Raw genomic sequence first — 18,798 nt, 5'->3', positions numbered from 1 at the left:
GACGACGATGATGATCGCGGTGGTCGCTCAGGTGGACGAGGTCGTGGCCGCAGCCGTGATGACGATGATGATGACGATCGCGGTGGCCGCTCAGGCGGACGAGGTCGTGGCCGTAGCCGTGATGACGACGATGATGATGATCGCGGTGGCCGCTCAGGCGGACGAGGTCGTGGTCGCAGTCGTGATGACGATGATGATGATCGCGGTGGCCGCTCAGGTGGACGAGGTCGTGGCCGCAGTCGTGATGACGACGATGATGATGATCGCGGTGGTCGCTCAGGTGGCCGAGGTCGTGGCCGCAGCCGTGATGACGATGATGATGACGATCGCGGTGGCCGCTCAGGCGGACGAGGTCGTGGCCGCAGCCGTGATGACGACGATGATTATGATGGCCGTGGTCAAAACTCTCGTAATCAAAAACGTGATGCCTACGGACGTTTTACGTCTTAAGCAAAAGGTTTTAACAACAAAGGAGGCTTTTGCCTCCTTTGTTTTTAGCTTACTTACTGTATTTACTGAGGGAGAGGTTGTAGGCCTTTTACAATATCAAGATATTCAGACCCGTTTAACCAAAAAGATTTTTTTAAGAATAGTGTCGTCATAATACTTTCGGCTGCTTCGCTATCTGGATTTTCACAAAATAATCCATAGCTTTCACCTAAAACCGCATCATTTTCAATGAGGCGGATATAATAAGCATGTTGCTCATTTGCATAACCTAAAACCGCATCACGTTGATTTTTCATTTCGCATGTCTCCATACCAAAAACTGAATTTAACCAGAATGTTAAGTGTTCAGAATCTCATTTGATAAAAATCAAAAACAGTCAGCGATAAAGACTATTTCAAAATAGGTTTTGATTTTCTTCAAATTGCCATTTCGCTCAAAACATCCCTGTTAAAAACAAAATGGATTAAAATCTGATCATGAGATTTATTGTTATGCAAAAAGAATATTTCGTCAACTTGAAAATGTAACTTTTTCAAGTTACATTATTTGTGTAGGATTTGAACGGTGATAAGGGAGGCGATATGCCCAAGAAAAAAGAGTTCGAGCATGGTGGTGCACGAGAAAATGCCGGACGTAAAGCACAGTTCAATGAACCCACCAAAGTTATTCGTGTTCCCGAGTCCCAAGTTAACTTTATCAAAAATTGGTTACTGAATAATGTCAAAACCAATAACTTGACCGACTTTAACTCAAAACTTAACGTTCAACCAGTGCATCCGAATAACGATAAAATTTATCACATTCCTTTGGCAACAGAACGTGTTGCAGCAGGTTTTCCTTCACCTGCACAAGATGATATTGAGCAAGCACTCGATTTAAATGAATATTTAATTAGAAATGAAAATGCCACGTTTATTGTCAAAGCTAATTCTTTATCAATGTTAGATGCTGGAATTGATATTAATGATCCGCTTATTGTGGATCGTAGTATTCCCGCTAAATCGGGTGATATTGTGATTGCACTCATCGACAATGACTTCACCGTTAAGCGCTTAATGATTGATACACAATTTCAGCCACCTAAAGTTTGGCTAAAAGCAGAAAATCCTGATTATCAAAATATTTATATTGAAGAGGGGCAAGAACTGGTGATTTGGGGAGTTGTGACGTATAACCTCAAACGAATGAGATAAATTTTTCTTGTATTTTTTACTTAAGTTACTGATCTAAAAAGGTGATCAGTAACTTTTTGCTAAATAACTTCTTAAATTTGCCCAATCAATAAACATGTAGCGATAGCAACCATCAAACCGCCCGAAAAACGGCCCACTAACTGTGCTGCCTGCGGTCTGGTTTTTAAAATGGCCTCTGAACCATAACCCACCATTAAGTAAATAATCGCGCAGCTAATCATGTGTACAACACCAAAGGCAAGAATTTGTGTCGTCACTGACCATGAAGCAGTGGTGTCAATAAATTGAGGAAGCAGGGCTAAAAAGAGCAAAAAAACTTTCGGGTTTAAGCCACTCACATAAACGCCTTTAGTTGCCCAACTTAACCATGACTGCGCTTTTTCAGAATCGGACTGATTCGGGGTAGGAGGGGTAATGAGTAAATTTATTCCCATCCATAATAAATAAGCAGAACCCGCCACCGTCAGAATCATGAGGGCAGTTGGATGATTTGCTATAAGCAAACCAACACCAGCCGCTACCAATAAAATCGTAATAAAGTGCCCAAATAGCATACCTGCAACGGCGGGTACGACGACTTTGCCTTTAATTCCTGCTGAAATGGCATAGGCCCAGTCTGCCCCTGGCGTAATAATAAAAAGAATAGAGACGCTCCAAAATGCAATAAAAATATTAAAAGCCATATGCTTATCTCGGCAAATTATTTTTCCAAAGGTTTCGCTCGCGGTTTAGAAAAAATTCCTATTCATTCGAACTTGTTGAAAATAATATGCTCATGTATTTAGAATGTGCTTTTAAATGTTTGCTCATATCACACGCATTTGGGGTAAATTTTTCTAAATGGATCGCACAGATAAAAAGATTCTTGCTGAATTGCAATTAAATGGCCGATTATCTATTACTGAGTTGGCAGAAAAAGTCGGTTTGAGCATTTCACCTTGTCACAGACGGGTGAAGGCTTTAGAAGAGTCGGGAGCGATTAAAGGCTATCGGGCAGAGCTCGACCCAAACTTAGTTGGATTTGAATTTTCAGCGATTGTTTTTATTACGCTTAAAGAAGGTGATAAACAGGCAGTCGAGAAGTTTGAAAATGCCGTAATTGATATCCCGCAAATTATTCAGGCACAGCGCTTGTTTGGTGAGCCAGATTATTTATTACATGTGGTCGCTAAGGATTTACCTGCTTTTCAACGGCTATATGATGAAAAGCTATCTGCTATTCCAAGTGTGCAACGGCTCATCTCAACCATTGTGATGAAAGATGTAGTGCCTGAACGTTTATTTCCGATTGGCTAAGAATCATCAGATATGAAAAAAGAAGCTTAAAAGCTTCTTTTTTAGTTTCGAGAGTATTTAAGCGTCGAGTGTTTTACACAAAGAACAGATCGTACCGTTATGTTTGTGAGAGAACATAATATCGGGGCGCTCATAGCCTTGCTCACATACGCGGCAGTGGTAAACAGTTGCAACTGGTGTACCTTCAACATCGTAACGTGATTCTTTAATGCCGTCATCATGTGACTTAATGTAGTATTTTCCTTTGGTTAATAAACCCATGATTGGTGTTAATACAAAGGCAAGTACAAGCGCGATAAGCGGTGAGTAAGGCGCCAGGAAGCTGCCTAGTAAGCCGAAGAATGCTGCAATTGATAAGCCTGCTGATACAAGGAACGCCACCATACCAACAGGATTTACGTTGTAGAGCATATCACGGCGGTATTCTGGCTCTTTCGGTGAAAGTTTTAAAACATATTTGTTGATGGAAATATCTGTTGCAACAACCACAACCCAAGCAATCGCAAAGTTTGAATAGAAACCTAAGATTTTACCCAGTACCGCAAACATGTTGCCTTCCATTAAAGCAAGCGCAATTGCCAAGTTCACCATCACAAAGACAATACGACCCGGATAATGTTTGCTAATACGGGTGTAGGCACTTGTCCAAGCAAGAGAACCCGAGTAAGCATTGGTCACATTAATTTTAATTTGAGAAATAACCACCAAAATCACTGCCAGTGTTAAAGCAGCCCAGCCCGGAAGCATGTCATGAAACGCTGCATTAAACTGTTGAACAGGCTCAGTGCTGTTTACGCCCGGTATTTTAGTAAGTAAATAGAACCCTAAAAATGCCCCAATAATTTGTTTGATTGCCCCTAAAATCACCCAGCCCGGACCTGCTGAAATAACGGCTGCCCACCATGCTTTGCTATTTTCTTTTGTTTTCGCAGGCATGAAACGTAAGTAGTCAATTTGCTCACCGATTTGCATAATCAAAGATAAACAAATACCGGCACCTAACATGATGGCCGCCATGTCTACAGTTGCAAAACCTTCTTTACCTGTAAAAGTAGCAAATTGGCTGACTAAGGTAGGTTCTTGGTAAATCAGATAGGCCACAGGACCAATCATGAGAACGAGCCAAAGTGGGGTAGTCCAAACTTGTAATTTACTTAAAGCTTTCATGCCGTAAATGACGAGTGGAATGACCATAACGGTTGAGATGAGATAACCTGCCCAAAGCGGAATGCCTAAACCGAGTAATAACCCTTGCGCCATGATTGAACCTTCAAGCGCAAAGAAAATAAATGTGAAACTGGCGAAAATGATGCTAGTGAGGACTGATCCGATATAACCGAAACCTGCACCGCGGGTAATCAAGTCAAGGTCGATGTTATAGCGCGCTGCGTAGTAGGCTAAAGGAATACCGGTTAAGAAGATAATAATCGCTGCAAATAAAATGGAGAAAACAGCATTGGTTGTTCCATAAGACATACCAATACTGGCGCCAATAGAAAAGTCAGCAAGATAGGCAATACCACCAAGTGCAGTAATAGCAACAACTTTGGGACTCCAGCGTCGAAAGCTGTGTGGAGCATAACGTAAAGTATAATCTTCTAAGGTTTCATTCACTGCTTTTTGTGAATCTGTACCTTGCACAGTGTCCAGATTTGGATGTTCAGATACACTCATAACATCAATCTCCCAATCATTTTCGGTCAATCAACACAAATATTGATCATTGTTTTTCGATGGTTTTGAGTGTGTGATTTTTGGGAAAAATTGAAAATACGTTATTTTGCGTATATGTGCGTATTCGAGAAAATCGCCATGATAAATAACTTTTGGCATAAGGATTGCTGGGTTTAATGCAGCCCCATCCAAAACATGAGTGTTATGCCAGATTCTTCACGCCCCCAACAAGCGCCACAACGTGTGATCAAAACACGCCGTGAATATAATATTTGGGTGGCAGATGAAAGTATCGAAGATTATGCGCTCCGCTATGCACCTACCTCAGTAAGAAAATGGTCACCTTGGACGGTGACCAACACCGCAATTTCGACCGTTAGCTTTTTGGCTATGGAAGCCATTGGGGCGACCATGCTTTGGCAGTATGGCTTTAGCAATGCAGTATGGGCAGCAATTGTCGTCTGTACCATCATATTCTTAACCAGTTGGCCGATTAGTTACTACGCCGCAAAATATAATGTAGATGTCGATTTGCTTACTCGTGGTGCAGGTTTTGGCTACATTGGCTCGACCATTACATCTCTAATTTATGCCAGCTTTACCTTTATTTTGCTTGCGTTTGAAGCTGCCATTATGGCGATGGCACTTGAGCTTGCTTTAGGTATCCCGCAAGTTATCGGGTACTTAATTTCTGCCTTAGTCATTTTACCTTTGGTGGTCAAAGGCATTGGTTTTATTAATAAAGTTCAGGCAATCACTCAGCCAATCTGGCTATTATTGCTGTTATTACCGTGGTTTTTTGTACTTTGGAAACAGCCGCAAATTTTAAGCAGTAGCTTGCATTTTGTTGGGGCAGTTTCCAACTCAACCGATTTTAATCTGTATTACTTTGGTGCGGCGTGCACTCTTATTTTTTCATTTGTGATCCAAATTGGTGAGCAGGCTGACTATTTACGTTTTTTACCGCAAAAAGAAAAGAATAGAACTGCATGGCGTTTTGCCGTTTTTTTAGGTGGCCCATCTTGGATTATTTTCGGATTTCTAAAAGTTTTGATGGGCATGCTGCTGATGGTGTTGGCTTTTCAGCTGTTTATTCCTGTCTCTGAATTAGACAATCCGACTTATTTGTATTGGGTTGCCTATCAACAATTTATTCCAAATCCTCAACTTGCTTTAATTCTCACATTAGCACTAGTTTGCGTGGCGCAAATTAAAATTAATATGACCAATGCCTACGCTGGCTCATTGGCATGGTCCAACTTTTTTGCCCGCTTGACTCATAGCCATCCGGGGCGAATTGTCTGGCTTCTTTTTAACGTTTTTATCGCCATTGTTTTGATGGAAATGGGCATTAGCCACGCGGTTGAACGCATTTTGGGGCTATATAGCAACATTGGTTTGGCATGGATTGGTGCCGTTGTTGCCGATTTAATTATCTGTAAGCCTTTAGGTCTAAGCCCAAAAGGAATTGAATTCCGCCGTGCTTATTTATATGACATTAACCCCGTAGGTGTGGGTGCTTTACTGATTGCTTCAGTGTTATCGATGCTGAGCTATTTGGGCTTTTTGGGACTCATGGCAAAAGGCTTGGCGAGCTTTATTGCTTTGGGGAGTGCGGTGTTATGTGTTCCTGTTATTGCTTACCTAACTAAAGGCAAATATTACATTGCACGTCAGCCTGAAAAAATTCAGGCGACTTCGGTTGCAAACTGTGTGGTATGTGAACGGGACTATGAACTTGCTGATATGGCGGGATGCCCAGCCTATAACGGTACGATTTGTTCATTATGCTGTTCACTTGAAGCACGCTGCCACGATTTATGTAAACCTGATGCACGTTGGTCGGTACAACTCAAAAAAGCCATTTGGCACTATTTACCAGAACGTTGGGCTAGTCGTTTAAATAGCAGGGTCAGTTTATATTTATTGCTGACTTTAGGGTTGTCGATTGTTTTGGCAGTGAGTTTAAGTCTGGTTTATATCCAAGAAAAGACCTACTTAGAAACCATTAATGCGGCAGCCGTTCCTCAGCTATTTACGCTATTTGTCAAAATTTACACGATTTTATTTTTATTGATGAGTGTTGCTGCATGGTGGTTAGTGTTAAACGATGAAAGTCGTCGTAATGCCGAAATTGAGACACATCAACAAACAGCATTATTGGTTGATGAAATTGCTGCCCATGAAGTCACTTCAAAGGACCTGCAAGATGCAAGAATTTCAGCAGAACGGGCAAATGATGCAAAAAGCCGTTATGTGATTGGTATTAGTCACGAATTACGAACACCTCTAAATAGTATTTTGGGTTATAGCCAATTACTTCAAAAACAAGAGCAGCTTTCAGAACAAGGCAAAATGGCGCTCGGTGTAATTAGCCGTAGTGGGCAGCATTTGACTTCACTGATTGATGGTTTATTAGATTTAGCACGCATTGAAACAGGCAAGATTTCTTTAAATGTAGTGGATGTTCATTTCCCAAATTTTATAGAACAAATTATTCAAATGTTTCAGCCACAGTTTGAACAGAAGAATTTGCAGTTTGTTTATGAAATTGGAGAGAACCTGCCTCACTATGTTCGTACTGATAAAAAACGCTTAGAACAAGTACTCATCAATTTACTAGGCAATGCTTTAAAGTTTACGACGAGCGGCACAATTACTTTGAAAGTCGAGTACCGTTTTCAAACGGCTTACTTTGAAATTAGAGATACGGGCTGTGGTATTGCCGAGGCAGATTTAGAGCGAATCTTTAATCCGTTTGAACGGGGCAGCAATGTAGTACAAGGCGGATTTACCGGAACAGGGCTAGGCCTACCCATTGTAAAATTATTAGTCGATTTACTCGGCGGACAGCTATCTGTGACTAGTCAGCTCAATCAGGGTTCACAGTTTAAGATTAAGTTTTATTTACCTTCAAAAGAAGTAGTTCATCCAATTTCAAATGTTTACTCCAACCAAATTACGGGTTATCAAGGCGAGCGAAAACGAATTTTGGTCGTCGATAATGAAGCGGTGGACCGAGGCTTAGTCGCTAATTTTCTAAAACCTTTGGGATTTATGATTGAAGAAGCCGAGTCGGGCATTGACTGTTTAAGACGAGTACCTATTTTTCAGCCTAACCTGATTTTGATGGATTTGAATATGCCTTTGATGGGCGGCTGGGAAACAGCACGATTATTGCGTCAGAATAATATTACCAATGTGCCGATTTTAATTATTTCAGCGAATGCAGGCGAACGTGAGGTCAATCCACAAGATGCCGTCTTAAGTGAAGACTTTATGCTAAAACCAATCGATCTCAATTTATTGCTGAGTAAAATTGGAGACAAGTTAGGCTTGGTGTGGATTGATTCCAAGACAGAAACACTCCTTGAAAATAATAAAGTTCAAGCATTTGATATAAACGTGTTTAAGCAGGAGCAATTCACTGTTCATATACCAATCCAACAACAAGAAAATAATGATCTGCTTGATTTACCGCAAAGCTTGCAGCAATTAAATGATTTGATTGGACAGGGTTACATTCGTGGAATTCAACAGACTTTAACGCAATGTCGTCAAAATTTTCCGGAGCATAGTGAGTTATGGGAACAGCTTGAACAGGCTATCCAAAAATTTGATTTAAAACACGCGCAACGATTAATTCAGGATAAACAATGAGTACGCAACATGTTTCTTTTCAGCAAGCTTCGCCAAATGAACAGGCTGTTATTCTGATTGTGGATGATGTGCCGGAAAATCTGGGCTTGTTACATGAAAGTCTGGATCAAGCTGGTTATCGCGTGCTTGTCACAACCGATGGGTTAAGTGCTATTGAAATAGCCCACCGATGCTTACCGGATATGATTTTACTTGATGGCAATATGCCACATATGGACGGTTTTGAAAGTTGTATACAGCTTAAAGCGAGCCCAATTACGCAGTTTATTCCCGTTATTTTTATGACAGGTTTGTCTGAGACAGAGCATATTGTGCGTGGTTTTCAGGTCGGTGGGGTGGACTATGTAACCAAACCTTTGAATATTGAAGAAGTATTAGCGAGGGTAAAAACACATTTGGCACATGCCAAACTATTGCAACAACAAAAACAAGTGATTGATGCAACGGAAACAGCTATTCTCGCGCTAGATGTTCACGGTAAAATTGTGTGGAAAACTCAAAAAGCCAGTGATTTACTGAATCAATATTTACCTGAATTAGACGGTTTTGAAGCAGGCTTAAAAGCTTGGTTTTCAGACTTAGAGCATGAAAAAGACCCCAAAAAATTAACCAGCTGTTCTTATTCGACACCATCTCAGCAATTACAGCTTTTATTGCTTACGCCGTGGCAATCTGAAACGAGCATAGCAAAAAATTATCTGATCCAGATCAAGACTTCTACGCCTGCCTTAGAAATGGCTGATATTTTGAAATACTGTCCGCTGTTGACTCAACGTGAGGCAGAAGTCATGCATTGGTTGTTGTTAGGGAAAACCAACAAAGATATTGCAGAAATTTTGGAGCTGAGCCCAAGAACTGTGAACAAACATTTAGAGCATGTTTTTGAAAAAATTTGCGTTGAAAATCGAACTGCTGCCGTGGCGCACATTAATAGTTTGGTGCAAGAATTTCATTAAGTTAATTGAAGATTGTATTTAAAAAGCATACAGACTCGCTGCTAAAAACAGGCTATTTTTTTACACATAAATTTGTTCTTATAGATAAAGATTATACAAAGTCATTTCTAAATAAATATGAGTCGTAATACGAGGAATTCATTGTGAATATTCAACAAAAAGATGATACAAAACACGGCAGCTTTAGCTTACTTGATGGTGAAATCGTTGCGGGTGAAATGACTTATACATGGGCAGGCGAAGGCATGCTGATTATTGATGCCACAGATGTAAATGAAAATTATCGCGGACAAGGTGTAGGTCGCCAATTACTTGATGCGTTAGTTGCCTTTGTCCGTGAAAAAGAAGTAAAAGTAATTCCACTTTGCCCATATGCTAAATCGGTTTTTGATAAAGACCCAAGTATTGGTGATGTTCTTAGAAAGTAAGCAATAGATTAAAAATAATTAAATAAAAAATCGGGCCTTAGTGTCCGATTTTTTATTGGTTTTATCAGACATCTTTGTTTTAGTGAATATGTTTTGAACGGTTGTATTCAACTGATTCGAAGGTTTTCGATTGCCAGGTCGAATTTATCAAACTTATAGAAAAGCTTATCTAATAAAAATAGTTTTAGACCAATTGGGAAAAAAATAAACTCGTTACACAAATATTTAATGGCTGAATCAAGCTAAATATTTATAACGTTTTAATATTATTTTTTGGAATTTTCCTTGAACTGGCAGTATATCCATAGTGTGTTGCCGCAATTTTTCTCTGCAACTTTGACCACGCTGAAAATCTCAATTATCAGTATTATTTTGGCGATTATTGTAGGGCTGATTTGCAGCATTTTAATCACATATCGCGTGCGGGTGCTAAATAGAATTGCCCAGTTCTATATTGAGTTATCTCGAAATACCCCTTTATTAATTCAATTGTTCTTTTTGTATTACGGTTTGCCAAAACTCGGTATCAAAATCGATGGTTTCGCTTGTGGTGTGATCGGACTGACCTTTTTAGGCGGAAGCTATATGGCAGAAGCCTTCCGAGCAGGTTTGCAGTCTGTTGCAAAAGGGCAGATTGATTCTGCAAAAAGTATTGGTCTACAACCGAGTCAAATTTTTAGATATGTCATTTTTCCTCAAGCACTGGCTATTTCAATCCCGGCAATCGGGGCAAATTGTCTATTTCTGATTAAAGAAAGTTCTGTGGTCAGTGCCATTGCTGTGGTTGAGCTGCTTTTTGTCACCAAAGACTTAATTGGCATGGACTATAAAACCACAGAAGCGTTGTTCTTACTCATCATGGCTTATCTCATTATTTTATTGCCCGTGTCTATTTTAACCAGCTATCTGGAGCACAGAAGTCGGAAGGTGAGCCATGGAACTTGATTATCTATTTCAAGCGAGTCACCTCGAACGTTTAATGTGGGGACTTTGGGCAACTGCAAAAATTGCATTTATTTCGGTGTTTTTCTCTGCAATTTTCGGCACAGTTTTCGGCGTCATTATGACCTCTAAAAATATAGTCGTTAAAGCGCTGTGCCGCCTGTACTTAGAAGCCATTCGAATCATTCCAATTTTAGTTTTGCTGTTTGTGTTTTATTTCGGCTTTGCGACATGGTTTAACTGGCAGTTTTCCGCAATGTGGGTCTGCGTTGTTGTATTTGTTTTATGGGGTACGGCTGAAATGGGCGATTTGGTGCGTGCAGCCATTACTTCAATTGATCAGCATCAACGAGATTCAGCTTATGCGCTCGGGCTTAATCATGTTCAAACTTTGATCTACGTCATTTTTCCGCAAAGCCTAAAACGAGTAACACCAGGCGCGATTAACTTATTTACCCGAATGGTGAAAACCAGCTCTTTGGCAGTGCTTATTGGTGTGGTTGAGGTCATTAAAGTTGGTCAGCAAATTATTGAAAATTCGCTGTTGACCGTGCCGAGCGCTTCTCTTTGGATTTATGGCTTTATTTTTATTTTGTATTTTCTGATTTGCTATCCCTTATCGCGTTTGTCGGCACATTTAGAAAAGGTCTGGGAGTAATTATGCCTTTGTTATCGATACAACAATTACAGAAATCATTTGCACAAAGTCATATTTTACAGGGCATTGATCTGGATGTAGAACAAGGAGAAGTGGTTGTTATTTTAGGCCCATCAGGCTGCGGTAAAAGTACCTTATTGCGCTGTATTAACGGCTTAGAACCGATTCAGGGTGGCGAGATTCGTTTAACAGGCTCAGGTGTTTTGGGTCAAGATGTGGACTGGACTAATGCTCGTCAAAAAATTGGCATGGTTTTTCAGAACTATGAGCTATTTGGGCATATGAACGTCATTGACAACATTTTGCTTGGGCCACTCAAAGTACAAAAACGCCACCGTGATGAAGCTGAACAAGTAGCAGATGAGTTGTTAAAGCGAGTTGGACTGTTTGAGCGAAAACTTGATTATCCACGACAGCTTTCAGGTGGACAAAAACAACGTATTGCTATTGTGCGTTCACTGGTCATGCAACCTAAAGTCATTTTACTTGATGAAATTACCGCTGCGCTTGACCCAGAAATGGTCAGAGAAGTGCTTGATGTAGTCCTTAAATTGGCGAATGAAGGAATGACCATGCTGATTGTGACACATGAGATGTCCTTTGCCCGTAAGGTTGCCGATCGCATTATTTTTATGGATAAGGGCAAGATTATTGAACAGGCTTCACCAGAAGAATTTTTTGAACAGCCAAAAACAGAACGAGCGAAAACCTTTTTAAATATTTTGTCGTACTAAATTTTTATTATTTGAATCATGAGGAAGTGAATGTTTAAACGTAATTCAATAAAAATATTAAGCAGTCTTGCCGTTGCTGGAGTGTTGTTAACTGCATGTAGTAAAACGCCATCAACTGAACAGGCAAATAATGCTCAAGCAGACCATTCTTTAGAACAAGTCAAAAAAAATGGGGTGCTACGAGTTGCCGTTTTTGCCGATGATCCGCCGTTTGGTTACGTTGATAGTGCAGGTAATAATCAGGGCTTTGATGTGGCTCTAGCAAAACGAGTGACCAAAGACTTGTTTGGTGATGAAAAGAAAGTTGAGTTTATTGTGACTGAAGCTTCAAATCGGGTGGAGTTTCTAAAATCAAATCGTGCCGATGTTGTATTCGCGACATTTACAGTAACGCCAGAACGTAAGGAGGTTGTCGATTTTGCTGAACCTTATTTAAAAGGTGCTTTCGGCATAGTCTCTCCTAAAGCCAAGCCGATTACCGACATTGCCCAATTAGAAGGTAAAACTTTAATTGTCAATAAAGGCACAAGTTCAGATACCTACTTTACCAAGCATTATCCAAAAGTGAATTTACTCAAGTTTGAAAGAAACTCGGATGCCTTTAAAGCCTTAACTGATGGTCGTGGCGACGCGATTTCACAAGATAGTACCTATGCTCTGGCATGGGCCGCGAAGAACCCAAGTTATGTAGCAGGTATTCAGTCCATTGGTGATCAAGAATTTATTGCACCAGCAGTTAAAAAGGGCAATACCCAATTATTGAATTGGCTCAATACTGAAATTAAGCAGCTCAGAACAAGTGGTGAAATTAATAAAATTTATGATGAAACCTTGAAGCCAATTTACGGTGACTCGGTCAATCCGAATGTGTTCTTAGATGTAGGCCAATAATTTTCGATATCGCTAGAGCAGTGTCTAAAAGTAGGCGCTGCTATTTTTAAATAAGACTTTTACAAAAACGATAGGGTGAAATAATGACAACATTAACATTTCAAAACGTGAAGCATATTTTAGCTGCGTCTTTACTGAGTTTAGGTTTAGTTGCATGTGACAAAGGAACTCAGTCTACTGAAAAAACGGCAGATACCACACAAACTACGTCAAGTATTGAACAGATTAAAAAGAATGGTGTGGTACGAATTGGCGTATTTAGTGATAAACCGCCGTTTGGATATTTAGATGCTCAAGGTAAAAACCAAGGCTTTGACGTAGAGATTGCTAAGCATGTCGCGAAAGATCTGCTCGGTGATGAAAACAAAGTTGAGTTTGTTTTAACTGAAGCGGCTAACCGTGTCGAATATTTAAAAGCCAATAAAGTGGATATTATTTTTGCCAACTTTACTGTTACACCAGAACGTAAAGAAGTTGTCGATTTTGCTAAGCCTTACCTAAAAGTGGCACTAGGCGTGGTTTCTCCTAAAAGTCATCCGATTACTGATGTGGCTCAACTGAAAGACAAAACTTTGTTGGTAAACAAAGGTACAACGGCTGATTCATTCTTCACCAAGACTCATCCTGAAATTAAGCTACAAAAATATGAGCAAAACACTGAAACTTTTGATGCTTTAAAAGATGGACGTGGTGCTGCGCTTGCTCATGATAACTTGCTGGTTTTAGCGTGGGCTAAAGAAAATCCAAATTACACTGTTGGCATTACCAATTTAGGTGAGCAGGACTTAATTGCTCCAGCAGTGAAAAAAGGTGATAAAGAGTTATTGGACTGGTTGAATCAAGATTTAGAGAAACTGGCTAAAGAAGGGGTAATTCATCAGGCCTATGAAAAGACTTTAAAACCAGTGTATGGTGATACGATTAATCCAAAAGATCTATTGGTTGAGTAATTCTAATAAAGAGGACTCTAGATAGTATTTGCTTGAGCTAAGAGCCGTCTAAATTTTTAAAGTCGGCTCTGCTGCTAATTTATCAGCCAAATATTGAATCAATACACTCAATTTAGGCGGGACATGCCTTGTCGGTGGGTAGAGTAACCACAGCCCACCGCTATAATAAGTCTTAAAATACCAGTCGGGTAAAACCTGAACTAAGGTACTTTGCTGTAGAGCATGGCGCGCAACGAAGTAGGGCAAGCTTGCAATACCTAAGTGCTGTAATGCGGCACTCAAACGCACACCCGTATGGTTTGCAGCATAACGCCCACGCACAGCAACACTGATCGATTTATTTCCTTGTTGAAATTTCCATTTTGAGTCACTGGCTTGTTCACCCAAGTAAATACATTCATGCTGCTTTAAATCATGAGGATGACTCGGTGTGCCATGCTTTGCCAAATACTCAGGTGTGGCACAAACTAAATGGTCAATATCAATAAGTTTTCGACCCATCAGTCCACCCGGTGGTTGCTCTGTAATCCGAAGCGCTAAATCGACTCCATCATCTATCAAGTCTACATAGCGATCTTCTAAAAGCATTTGAATATCAATTTTCGGATAGCGTTCTAAAAATTCGGGTAAATGCGGATGAATCATAAAATGTCCCACAGCTTTCGGAACACTCATGCGAATAATACCTTCTGGTTCGACATGAAATTGGCCTGAACTTTCCATCACTGCTTGTGCCGCATTCACCATATCTAGGCAACGTTGATAAACCTGCTGTCCACTTTCACTTAAACGAAGTTTCCGGGTGGTCCGATAGAGTAAGCGGGTGCCTAAAGCGCGTTCTAAACGGGCAATCGCACGACTAACAGCAGAAGGTGTTGTACCAAGTTGCCTTGCAGTTTCAGAAAAACTTTCCGACTCGACAACCTTAACGAAAGTCGCCATTTCATTTAAAAGAACCAGACTTTGATTTGTGCTCATGAGGCAAAAGTTATTTGGATTTTGATTGGATTATCGCGTCTAAAAAATCGCAATACAATCTTTTAGGTGATTTTCAGGAAATTAAATTGTTATGTGGCAGTTGTATGGACATGAGTTTTTAACGCTAGCGCTCATTCACTTTCTGGCGGTGATTTTACCGGGACCAGATTTTGTGATTACCGTAAGACAAAGTGTGCGTTATGGCTACTTAATTGGATGTCTGACCGCAATTGGGATTGGTGTAGGAATTTCAGTGCATGTGTTTTATACACTTGTTGGTATTGGCTTTTTGATTCAACAAAGCGAATGGCTCATGTCACTGATCAGAACAGCGGGAGCAGCTTATTTGATTTATTTGGGATGGCAGTGTTTACGTAGCCAACCGAATACAAATCTTGAGATTAATGGTCAAACAGACATTGACACGCCAAGTTTGTTTAAAGCTTTTACGATGGGTTTTCTCACCAATGCATTAAACCCGAAAGCCACCATCTTTTTTCTGGCAATTTTTACGACGATTGTAAGTACCACCACACCGATGAAAGTTCAGGTTTTTTATGGGGTATGGATGTGTATGGTTAATGCTATTTGGTTTATGGTGGTGAGTGTGCTGTTTGCACAGCCTATTGTCCGTAAACGGTTTTTAGAATTTGGGGTTTATTTTGAGCGGGTGATGGGAGTTTTATTAATTGGGATTGCATTGAGATTGATTTGGGAATTATTTCTTTAATTTAGACTTGTTACGTTTCACAGCATAGCCATTTATAAGTTTGGAATATACTTTACATATTCCAAACTTAGATTAAATTTAATTTAAAAATTAAGCGAATCCACCATTTACTCGAATGACTTGTGAATTTACCCAACGCCCATCTGGGCCTGCTAGCATGGCAACTACACTGGCAATTTCTTCAGGTGTTCCAATTCTTTCCAATGGGGCAAGTTTTGCAATCGTGGCCACTTGCTCATCAGTTTTTCCATTATAAAAAAGGTCAGTACCTGTCGGGCCGGGCGCAACTGCATTTACAATAATATTTCGGCCGCGTAACTCATTTGCTAACACATGTACCAAACCTTCTACACCTGCTTTGGATGCAATATAGGGACCATATGCCGGAAAAGATTTAGCAATTACACTGGTTGAAAGCGTAATAATTCGGCCACCATCTGGTACTGTTTCGGCCGCATGAGCCAATATTAAAAATGCACCCCGTAAATTGGTATGAATCACTTTATCGAAATCAGGCAGAGCTTCAGGTGTAATTTTTGCCATAGGCATAATGCCTGCGCTATGAACCACGACATCTAATTGACCATTAATGGCTTTTGCCTGCTGAAATAAACGGCTGACATCATGTTCATTTGCAACATCGGCTTGAATGGCAGAGGCTTGACCACCTTGCTCAATAATGTGATCTACAGCTGCTTGGGCATGATTTGCATTGCCAGCATAATTAATCACAACATAAAAACCATCTTGAGCTAGACGTTCGGCAATAGCACGGCCAATACCACGAGATGCACCAGTGACAAGAGCTGTTTTTTTCGAAATATTCATTGTTAACTAGCCTGTTCGAGTAAGTATGGTTTATTTTAATAATGTAGAAATATGGGATAAAGTATCATAATTGGATAAGATAATTCCAAATACATTAATAATGTGGTTGGCTAAAAAGAGAGCATTATGGATAAATTTGATACCTTACAGCTTTTTACCCGCATCGTAGAGTTGGGTAGCTTTAGTCAGGCAGCCGACCAATTGAATATCCCACGCGCTACAGCAAGTAATGCCATTAAAGAGTTAGAAAATAATTTACAGTGCCGTTTACTAGAGCGAACTACGCGGCATGTTAGACCATCACTCGATGGGCAGGCATTTTATGAGCGCTGCACACAAATATTATCGGAACTCGATGATGCCGAATCGTCTTTGCGCAATGTTGTGGCACAGCCACGCGGCTTATTACGTATTGATTTATCTGGTGCACATGCGACTAAAATTGTTTTACCCAGTATTGATCAATTTCACGAGTTATATCCCGACATTGAACTGGTAATTAGTACAGGAGACCGTTTGGTTGATCTTATTAGAGAGGGGATAGATTGCGTTGTAAGAGCGGGGCGTTTAGATGATTCATCTTTAATTGCTAGACATTTGGTCGATATGCCGCAAGTCATTTGTGCGAGTCCTGACTATCTAAATAAACATGGAACACCTTTGCAACCAGAAGAGTTGTTATTACATTATTGTGTTAATTTCTTCTCAACTACAGGTGGACGAAACTATCCATTTGAATTGATGGTTAATGGCAAAAAACAAGATTATTTTTTGAAAAGCTGGATAGCGGTAAATGATGCCGAAAACTATGTATTAGGTGCTTTACGTGGGGCAGGTTTAATTCAGGTGCCACGCTACCATGTGGCCGAACATTTAAAAGATGGGCAATTGGTTGAGGTTTTGTCTGACTGGAAAAGCCCCGCCATGTCGGTTTCTGCATTGTACCCGCAACATCGACAACTTTCGCCACGGGTGCGGGCATTTGTGGCTTGGCTGAGTGACTTATATACAGGCTATTTCTCAAAATAACGATACCGACTCTAATAATCTGGAGCGAATTGCAGGTTTTTTTGACCAAAGCCACATGACTCGTTATTTTCTAAAAGCGTTTGGTTTGACTCCAGCCATATGGCGGATGATCAATAAGCTCTCTTGTTAAACAAGTTATTTAAAAGCCAGCCTGTGTATAGACTGACCTCAACTTTGTTTTAAATTAAATGTATGCCTTTTAAAAAATCATAAAGCATAAATATGCCAGAAATGATCAACATTGTTCCCATGGCCTTGTTTATACGATTAAACCAGATTTTATTTTTAATTTTTTTACCTAACACTGCACCTGCCCAAGAGTAAAGACAGGGCGCACCTGCTGCTCCCATTGAAATAAGCAATGACACTAAAAAGATTTGAACGCCAGTAATATGTGCTGTTGGGTACATAATTGTTGTAACAGGCAAAATCACTAATATCCCTTTTGGGTTTAAAGCTTGTATCCAAAGGCCATTCCAGAAAGACAAAGTCTGAACTCCAGTGTTTTCATCACGAATATCGATATCTGTCTTTAACATTTGATATGCAAGATAAAACGTATAAAGTGCACCGAACAAAGCAATATAGTGCAAGGCATTTTGTGGAATGATCGCGGCGCCGATATATCCAAAAATCATGAATAACATCAGCATTGCACAACCGACACCTATAAAAAAATAAATCGTTTTTTTGAATTGTCCTGTTAGCCCAGCATTTAGACCCATAAAATTTACTGGACCGGGGCTATACATCACACTCAAGGTATAAAAAAAGATTTCCATAAACGCATCTACTAAAACAAAACAACCCAGCATAGTGACTCGCAAATTTAGAGTCTTGTACGTTTGTGATGGCTCCTGCACAAACGTACAAGACGAGAAAAATCTGAATGAGTCATGATGAGCGACCTAAAGTTATGACTCAGGATAGGGGTTTATGTTTGACACAAAAATTGCGTTGATTGTCCGTAATGATCTTGCGACGTGGCAGAGATTAAATGTGGTAGCTTTTTTAGCAACAGGGGTTGCCTCGGCTGTTCCAGAAATGTTGGGTAAACCTTATATCGATGCCAATGGGTATGAATATGGCAATATGCTAGGTCAGCCAATGTTAGTTTTTGAGGGAGACTTATCGGGTCTACAAAAAGCGCATAAGAAAGCAATTGAGCAAGATTTAACGATTATTCCCTATGTACACGCCATGTTTTCTACAGACAATGATGAGGACAATCGAGCCGTCTTTTTGGCCGAAGATGCGAATCAATTAAATTTGGTCGGGGTGGCGTTAAGAGGGCCTAAAAAAGTGGTCGATAAAGCACTTAAGGGGCTTTCTTTGCATCAATAAGAAATAAGATTTTTATTGGAAGAACTATAAAACCCACTGTTTGAGCAAAAGTGGGT

General features: G+C 40.1%; 20 protein-coding genes and 2 pseudogenes. 15 read left to right on the top strand and 7 right to left on the bottom strand.

What is annotated here, in order from left to right; translation table 11 throughout:
- Nucleotides 1–450: pseudogene (locus F931_RS10580) on the top strand (stress-induced protein); the annotation flags it as partial.
- Between the two features lie 62 nt (nt 451–512).
- On the opposite strand, the gene F931_RS10575 reads toward F931_RS10580, so the two are convergent.
- The gene (locus tag F931_RS10575) at nt 513–746 is read right to left on the bottom strand and encodes a hypothetical protein (protein ID WP_002114518.1); all 234 of its coding nucleotides are present in this window, start codon (nt 744–746) and stop codon (nt 513–515) included.
- A 286-nt stretch (nt 747–1,032) separates the two neighbouring features.
- Between F931_RS10575 and umuD the strand changes: the two genes are divergently transcribed.
- A complete protein-coding gene (gene umuD, locus F931_RS10570) occupies nt 1,033–1,644 on the top strand; it encodes a LexA family protein (RefSeq protein WP_016141356.1) in 612 nt (203 codons plus the stop codon).
- Nucleotides 1,645–1,715: 71 nt separating this feature from the next.
- Here umuD and F931_RS10565 read toward each other — a convergent pair whose 3' ends face one another.
- Nucleotides 1,716–2,327, bottom strand: a complete 612-nt coding sequence (locus F931_RS10565) for a LysE family translocator (RefSeq protein ID WP_016141355.1) — start codon at nt 2,325–2,327, stop codon at nt 1,716–1,718.
- A 157-nt stretch (nt 2,328–2,484) separates the two neighbouring features.
- Here F931_RS10565 and putR point away from each other — a divergent pair, with 157 nt between their 5' ends.
- Nucleotides 2,485–2,940, top strand: a complete 456-nt coding sequence (putR, locus tag F931_RS10560; protein WP_000376211.1) for an Lrp/AsnC family transcriptional regulator — start codon at nt 2,485–2,487, stop codon at nt 2,938–2,940.
- A 57-nt stretch (nt 2,941–2,997) separates the two neighbouring features.
- On the opposite strand, the gene F931_RS10555 is transcribed toward putR, so the two are convergent.
- Nucleotides 2,998–4,614: a purine-cytosine permease family protein gene (locus tag F931_RS10555; RefSeq protein WP_016141354.1), complete on the bottom strand. Its 1,617-nt coding sequence runs from the start codon at nt 4,612–4,614 to the stop codon at nt 2,998–3,000.
- 195 nt (nt 4,615–4,809) lie between these two features.
- Between F931_RS10555 and F931_RS10550 the strand changes: the two genes are divergently transcribed.
- The 3 genes from F931_RS10550 to F931_RS10540 all read left to right on the top strand — a co-directional run bounded on the left by F931_RS10550 (nt 4,810) and on the right by F931_RS10540 (nt 9,658).
- Nucleotides 4,810–8,274: a hybrid sensor histidine kinase/response regulator gene (locus F931_RS10550; RefSeq protein ID WP_016141353.1), complete on the top strand. Its 3,465-nt coding sequence runs from the start codon at nt 4,810–4,812 to the stop codon at nt 8,272–8,274.
- Nucleotides 8,271–9,230: a response regulator transcription factor gene (locus F931_RS10545; protein ID WP_016141352.1), complete on the top strand. Its 960-nt coding sequence runs from the start codon at nt 8,271–8,273 to the stop codon at nt 9,228–9,230. Before F931_RS10550 ends, F931_RS10545 begins: the two co-directional genes overlap by 4 nt.
- A gap of 143 nt (nt 9,231–9,373) precedes the next feature.
- Nucleotides 9,374–9,658, top strand: a complete 285-nt coding sequence (locus tag F931_RS10540; RefSeq protein WP_016141351.1) for a GNAT family N-acetyltransferase — start codon at nt 9,374–9,376, stop codon at nt 9,656–9,658.
- Between the two features lie 107 nt (nt 9,659–9,765).
- Here the strand turns inward: F931_RS10540 and F931_RS21990 are convergent, their stop codons facing one another.
- The gene (locus F931_RS21990) at nt 9,766–9,879 is read right to left on the bottom strand and encodes a hypothetical protein (protein WP_078225548.1); all 114 of its coding nucleotides are present in this window, start codon (nt 9,877–9,879) and stop codon (nt 9,766–9,768) included.
- 64 nt (nt 9,880–9,943) lie between these two features.
- On the opposite strand from F931_RS21990, the gene artM reads away from it, so the two are divergent.
- The 5 genes from artM (at nt 9,944) to F931_RS10515 (ending at nt 13,833) form a co-directional block, all read left to right on the top strand.
- The gene (gene artM, locus F931_RS10535) at nt 9,944–10,603 is read left to right on the top strand and encodes an amino acid ABC transporter permease (protein WP_016141350.1); all 660 of its coding nucleotides are present in this window, start codon (nt 9,944–9,946) and stop codon (nt 10,601–10,603) included.
- A complete protein-coding gene (gene yckA / locus F931_RS10530; RefSeq protein WP_016141349.1) occupies nt 10,593–11,258 on the top strand; it encodes an amino acid ABC transporter permease in 666 nt (221 codons plus the stop codon). The genes artM and yckA overlap by 11 nt, the downstream gene beginning before the upstream one ends.
- 2 nt (nt 11,259–11,260) lie before the next feature.
- The gene (glnQ, locus tag F931_RS10525; RefSeq protein WP_016141348.1) at nt 11,261–11,992 is read left to right on the top strand and encodes an amino acid ABC transporter ATP-binding protein; all 732 of its coding nucleotides are present in this window, start codon (nt 11,261–11,263) and stop codon (nt 11,990–11,992) included.
- A 30-nt stretch (nt 11,993–12,022) separates the two neighbouring features.
- Nucleotides 12,023–12,883 carry a transporter substrate-binding domain-containing protein gene (locus F931_RS10520; protein WP_016141347.1) on the top strand — a complete coding sequence of 287 codons (861 nt, stop codon included), beginning with the start codon at nt 12,023–12,025 and terminating at the stop codon, nt 12,881–12,883.
- An 83-nt stretch (nt 12,884–12,966) separates the two neighbouring features.
- Nucleotides 12,967–13,833: a cysteine ABC transporter substrate-binding protein gene (locus F931_RS10515; protein ID WP_000209982.1), complete on the top strand. Its 867-nt coding sequence runs from the start codon at nt 12,967–12,969 to the stop codon at nt 13,831–13,833.
- 48 nt (nt 13,834–13,881) lie between these two features.
- On the opposite strand, the gene F931_RS10510 is transcribed toward F931_RS10515, so the two are convergent.
- Complete coding sequence (locus tag F931_RS10510) at nt 13,882–14,811, bottom strand: LysR family transcriptional regulator (RefSeq protein WP_016141346.1); 930 nt, start codon at nt 14,809–14,811, stop codon at nt 13,882–13,884.
- A 91-nt stretch (nt 14,812–14,902) separates the two neighbouring features.
- Here F931_RS10510 and F931_RS10505 point away from each other — a divergent pair, with 91 nt between their 5' ends.
- On the top strand, nt 14,903–15,541 hold the full coding sequence (locus F931_RS10505) for a LysE family translocator (protein WP_016141345.1): 639 nt from the start codon (nt 14,903–14,905) through the stop codon (nt 15,539–15,541).
- 90 nt (nt 15,542–15,631) lie between these two features.
- On the opposite strand, the gene F931_RS10500 is transcribed toward F931_RS10505, so the two are convergent.
- A complete protein-coding gene (locus F931_RS10500) occupies nt 15,632–16,369 on the bottom strand; it encodes an SDR family oxidoreductase (protein ID WP_016141344.1) in 738 nt (245 codons plus the stop codon).
- Nucleotides 16,370–16,495: 126 nt separating this feature from the next.
- Here F931_RS10500 and F931_RS10495 point away from each other — a divergent pair, with 126 nt between their 5' ends.
- Both F931_RS10495 and F931_RS22380 read left to right on the top strand, forming a co-directional pair.
- On the top strand, nt 16,496–17,398 hold the full coding sequence (locus F931_RS10495; RefSeq protein ID WP_016141343.1) for a LysR family transcriptional regulator: 903 nt from the start codon (nt 16,496–16,498) through the stop codon (nt 17,396–17,398).
- 28 nt (nt 17,399–17,426) lie between these two features.
- Nucleotides 17,427–17,528: pseudogene (locus tag F931_RS22380) on the top strand (AraC family transcriptional regulator); the annotation flags it as partial.
- A gap of 49 nt (nt 17,529–17,577) precedes the next feature.
- On the opposite strand, the gene F931_RS10490 reads toward F931_RS22380, so the two are convergent.
- Entirely contained in the window at nt 17,578–18,180 is a 603-nt protein-coding gene (locus F931_RS10490; RefSeq protein WP_025470325.1) for a LysE family translocator, read from the bottom strand.
- A gap of 154 nt (nt 18,181–18,334) precedes the next feature.
- Between F931_RS10490 and F931_RS10485 the strand changes: the two genes are divergently transcribed.
- Nucleotides 18,335–18,742, top strand: a complete 408-nt coding sequence (locus tag F931_RS10485; RefSeq protein ID WP_016141341.1) for a DUF2000 domain-containing protein — start codon at nt 18,335–18,337, stop codon at nt 18,740–18,742.
- Nucleotides 18,743–18,798: the final 56 nt, after the last annotated feature.

The organism is Acinetobacter pittii ANC 4050 (assembly GCF_000399685.1).
GTDB classification, from domain to species: Bacteria; Pseudomonadota; Gammaproteobacteria; order Pseudomonadales; family Moraxellaceae; genus Acinetobacter; species Acinetobacter pittii_E.
This window is presented reverse-complemented; position numbering and strand designations above follow the sequence as displayed.